Origin of the sequence: Psychrobacter immobilis (genome assembly GCF_904846235.1) — a bacterium.
In the GTDB taxonomy this organism is placed as follows: Bacteria; Pseudomonadota; Gammaproteobacteria; order Pseudomonadales; family Moraxellaceae; genus Psychrobacter; species Psychrobacter immobilis_C.
This window is the reverse complement of record NZ_CAJGZN010000042.1, coordinates 1-4,949: the sequence shown is the minus strand read 5'-3', so window position 1 is coordinate 4,949 and position 4,949 is coordinate 1. Positions and strand designations below refer to the sequence as shown.

Genomic DNA, 4,949 nt, shown 5'->3' with positions numbered 1-4,949 from the left:
CAGGTTTAATTGCTTATTGCTGGTTTCCCTATAAACCCACCATCAAAAATATGCCTCAGCAGGGACAGGTAGCAACATTGTAAATAGTATCAATGAGTTATAATGTGGCTTATCCCGAACTGGGGTTGTAAATAGACAAGTCCATACAGACAGTGAATTGGTCAATTCGAATATTGGAAATAATAGGTAGCCCTTCATGTCCCTTAAGAGCGCAGAAAAGTCTCCGTCATTAACGCAAAATAAATCGTCGAAAAAATCTTATCTGTTGGCGTTCGCTTTCAGCGCGGGTTCATTATTGACAGGGCTAGCAGCGACTGGGCTGACGGCCGTGCCAGTGGCATCGCAAGCGGCAGGATTGGGCGATTTATTTAGCAGTGATAAAAGCGCGACCCAACCGAAATTTTTGCCTGTTGATGAAGCGTTTCAGGTCAGTAGCAGTAGTAAACCTGTCAATAATGGCACGCGCTTAGCCATTAACTTTGACATTACGCCTGAGCACTATGTTTATAAAGACCAAATTAAGCTAACGTTGCCTGCTGGCGTGAGCGCTGCACCTTTTAGCTTTAGCCAAAAGCCTATCTCCATAGATGATCCGACCTTTGGTCAAGTATTGGTCTTTGACCAAGCCAATATGGTTGCTAGCACCGTTTTGAGCAGTAGTAATGGCAAGGCGATAAATAATGCCGCTGTAACGATAGGTTGGCAAGGCTGTGCCAAAGCAGGACTTTGTTATCCACCGGAGAAAATAAAAACCACGGTCAAAATTGCTGCGTCACAATCGGCAGCCAATAGTTCAAGTAGCACTGCTACAGTTTCTGCGAGCAATAACAGCAATGCAGAAACTGCGCAAGCATCTACAGAGGCGACTGATACTGATCGTCTTGCTACAGAGCAAACTACGCCAGATGACGAGGTGATTGATTACGCTTTGTTAGATGATGAAGCATTAGATGCAGAGCTTGGTACTAGCAATACCATCTCTGGTGCCGATGAAGAAGTTGTAGGCGACAATGTCACAAGTAATATGCCAGCAAACGATAGCGCTACAACTGCAACAAACAATACCGTTGTCGTTGATAACGCCATTAATAGTGACCCTTTTGGCTTAGCTTCGCATCCGTGGTTGGCATTGGTGTTATTGTTCTTGGCAGGGTTGGTCTTGGCATTGACGCCATGCGTGTTACCGATGCTACCGATTGTTGCCAATATCGTCGCGCGTGAAGACAATCCAACGGTAAAACGCGGTGTTATTTTAACGACCAGCTACGCTATTGGTGTTGCCATCGCTTATGGTATTTTAGGCGCGGTCATTGCGGTATTTGGCGAATCGTTAGGCATTATCGGTTGGCTACAAAATCCGATTATTTTAATTGGGTTTGCCATCGTTTTTGTCTTATTAGCCCTTTATATGTTGGGCGTATTTAGCATTCGTCTGCCGAGATTTATCAGTAGTAAAATGCAGGGTCTAAGCCAAGCGGGGGATAGCAAACTTGGTAGTACGGGTGGCAGTTTAATTGCGGGATTCTTATCGGCGCTCGTGGTATCGCCATGCGTTTCGGCACCCTTATTTGGGGCGCTGCTTGCTGTATCAACGATTGGAAGTCCGCTCCTTGGCTTTGCCGCTTTATTTATGCTCGGTTTTGGTTTATCGGCGCCGCTTATCTTAATTGGCGCGACCCAAGGTAAAATCATGCCAAAAGCAGGCGAGTGGATGAATTGGGTCAAGCAGGGCTTTGCTTTGTTGCTTTTTGCCGTGGCATTGTTATTAATTGAACGCGTCTTTATCTCGCCTGTGATGCTGATGGTTTGGGCGCTGTGGTTTATGGTCGTGGCGATGTGGGCGTGGAGCTGGCTAGGCAAAGGTCGGATGCTGACCCAAGCGCTAGGCTTAATCGCTGGTATTTGGGCGACGTGTTTAATCGTCGGCGCCGCATTGGGCAATGACGACAGCTTGCATCCGCTCGCGTCATTAAGCGCCGCGCCGGTGATGCAGACGACTGCTGATCAACCAGCCATGAGTAATGCAACAGATAAAACTGTTACTACGCTTGCTGAGTTAGATGCCATTGTCGCCGCCAATCCTAAAGTGCTGGTCGATGTCACCGCCGAATGGTGTATTGCATGCCGGATTATGGAGAAAAACTTATTTCATAATCGCCCTGCGCAAATGCAAGATTGGCAATTGGTCAGACTTGATATCACGGAGACTACGGCTGATTCAAAAGCAATCTTAGCGCGTTATAAACTATTTGGTCCGCCAGCATTGCTGTATTATCAAGACGGGCAATTGGTCAATCAGCAAGTGGGTGAAATCGGGCGCGCAGCGTTTGAGCAAACCTTAACCGCGCTAAATTAATCGTTTAAATGTAGATAAATTCCACATCATTTCTACCCATTAAAAAGACAACGTCCTTTGATAATAGGACGTTGTCTTTTTCAATCTTACTAAATAGCCTTTTTAACATAGACGCTAAATCCTTGGTTTAGCATTATTTATTACTACTTACCTTATTATTTACATCAGTATTTGCTCGCAATAACGCTAGTATAGTGCCCTTATTTTCATTACAATAAAGCAACATTGCTAAAGGCGCATTACCACGAGTAATGGCTACCTTGCACGTCCATATTTATTGATTTTCTTTAGGGCGTGTCATCAATTAAGCCAAACGACACAAGAAACTAAGTGAATGGCACTAAGGAAATGACTGGCTAACTTATCATAGCGAGTGGCAATCGCACGATACTGCTTAATCTTGGCAAAGAAGTTCTCTATTAGGTGCCTCGCTTTATAAAGCTCTTTATCGAAGTCTCTTGGCTGCAGCCGATGACACTTAGATGGTATAACTGCATTACCTTGCACTGCTTTAATCGGTTCAATAACGCGGGCATCAGCATCGTAAGCTTTATCGGCAAGCCACGTTTGGCTAATACTGACATCAAGCAATTCATCTGAGCCACACAGGTCATGAGCTGCCCCACCTGTTAGATAAAAGCCAGTAGGATTGCCTAATGCATCTGTTCGAGTATGTATTTTAGTCTTCAGTCCACCTTTGCTGCGTCCAATGGCTTGATCCCTTTTTTTCCAGCACTGTGCTGGTGGGCTTTAACAATCGTGGCATCTAGCATGGCATATTCGTCATCGGATTGTTCAGAGAGTTGATTAAAAACCTGCTTCCATACGCCTTTTTTTGACCAGCGACTAAAACGAGTATGAATCACTCTGAAGTCGCCAAAGCGTTCAGGTAGGTCACGCCAAGGTATGCCGGTCTTGTAACGGTACAGAACCGCTTCTACGAACAAGCGGTTATCCTTTGCAGTAACACCAACGTCACTTGGTTTACCAGGTAGAATGTCTTTAATTCTCTCCCATTGGTCATCACGTAGGGCATGTCGTCTTGTCATAGTCATTGAGCTCAAATTCCTAAATACGATCTAAGTATAGCTTATTCTGAAATATCTATGCTAATTGATGACACGCCCTAGTATGGCATACTTATTTTATCTCAAATTACTTTATAGATATTTTAGATAAAATCTCATGTCCACTAATATAAAGTTCATTAGACATGCACATCTCACTCCATCCTTTCCAGTAACTATTAGCTTTCTTTGAATACATTGACCTATCCCAAATATCTTCAATCCAAGAATTGTGACGATACTTATCAATTACTTTGATCGGATTTTGTTTGGCCCAAATTAATTCGTTAAAGTCTGGTTCTGAAACTATTGCTCCTCTGATCTTTGAGATATGGTACTTACAAAGATACTTTAATGTTAAGGATAGGAGCGCTCTGTCTTCAGAGCCACCTATACCTACTTTGTCACTGACATGCACACGAGAGTCTAGAACCAAACCATGCCAACTATCGTAATGCTTGATAATAACTAGTTCACCGTTTTCAGTATTGTTCCGAGCAAACCAGACCAACTTAACCTCATCTTCATTATTACCTTTTAATAAGCTTCTAGCATTCTCTTCAATATCATAACCAAACTCAAATGTTTCTTTTGCGAAAGGCCTTCCTTCATCATGAACGAGCCAATTCTTTTGGCATCCAAAGTATGTGGCTAATTTTTCTAATTCGTTAAACGATGGCTCTTTTCGCCCTTCAAACCAATCCTCAGTAACGCCCACACTATTGTATCCCAGGGCCTCAGCAACTCTAGAAATACTTGGGGTATGAAAACTATCAGTTGCCTTAGCTTCACTCAAGAGGAAATTTAGTTTGCCAGATAGTAGATTTAAGCGATCGCTACGTAAATGAGCATCAAAAAAACTCTTTAAATCGTCGATAGCTTCGATATAACTTCCTTCTTGACCTTCAAAAGATTTTTCTAGTCGATACTGTGCCTCGGCATTAATTGAACGTCCACTAACTTTTGAGGCATCGGAGATCAGGGCTTTCAATTCAGTAGGAATTCTTAAATTAAACTGCACATTTTTTGACATTTTAAAGCCCAAATAGAATATTGAATTTAAAACAAATAATATTACCATAAGGAACTTGCGGCAATGATAGCATAATGCTATCATATTATGTAACAAACCCTAAAGAGGTAAATACATGTCAAATCAGAAGGTTCAGATGAACGTCCGGGTACCTAAAGAACTTAAGAATTTTGCCATAAATGATGCAAAGAACCAGTTCCATTCGTTATCTCAATATATAGAAAAGCTTATGTTTAAAGCCAAAGAACTCAGTGAACTAGAAAAGAGATGAAACCTTCTCTTAAAGACCTTTTTGACTCTAATGCAAAAGTAATTTATCTAAGACGGTTTAGATTGCAGAATGCAAATTGGTCAAAGACTGCTCAGGTGAACCGCCCCGGGATTGTCGGAGACTCAACATTCTGAGAGAATACGACAATGAAAAAACAAACCTACACTCCTGAGATTAAAGAACGCGCCGTTCGCATGCTGATAGAAGCGTTGGGCGACTATC

The 4,949-nt window shown here is 42.5% G+C and carries 2 protein-coding genes and 1 pseudogene; 1 reads left to right on the top strand and 2 read right to left on the bottom strand.

The window, feature by feature from the left end; all coding sequences use genetic code 11:
• The first annotated feature begins 196 nt into the window (after window positions 1-196).
• On the top strand, window positions 197-2,356 hold the full coding sequence (locus tag JMX07_RS13355; RefSeq protein WP_057758740.1) for a protein-disulfide reductase DsbD domain-containing protein: 2,160 nt from the start codon (window positions 197-199) through the stop codon (window positions 2,354-2,356).
• A 300-nt stretch (window positions 2,357-2,656) separates the two neighbouring features.
• On the opposite strand, the pseudogene JMX07_RS13350 reads toward JMX07_RS13355, so the two are convergent.
• Together JMX07_RS13350 and JMX07_RS13345 are read right to left on the bottom strand one after the other, a co-directional pair.
• Window positions 2,657-3,405 (bottom strand): annotated as a pseudogene (locus tag JMX07_RS13350) (IS5 family transposase).
• Window positions 3,406-3,511: 106 nt separating this feature from the next.
• Window positions 3,512-4,456: an Arc family DNA-binding protein gene (locus JMX07_RS13345; protein ID WP_057758737.1), complete on the bottom strand. Its 945-nt coding sequence runs from the start codon at window positions 4,454-4,456 to the stop codon at window positions 3,512-3,514.
• Between the last annotated feature and the right edge of the window lie 493 nt (window positions 4,457-4,949).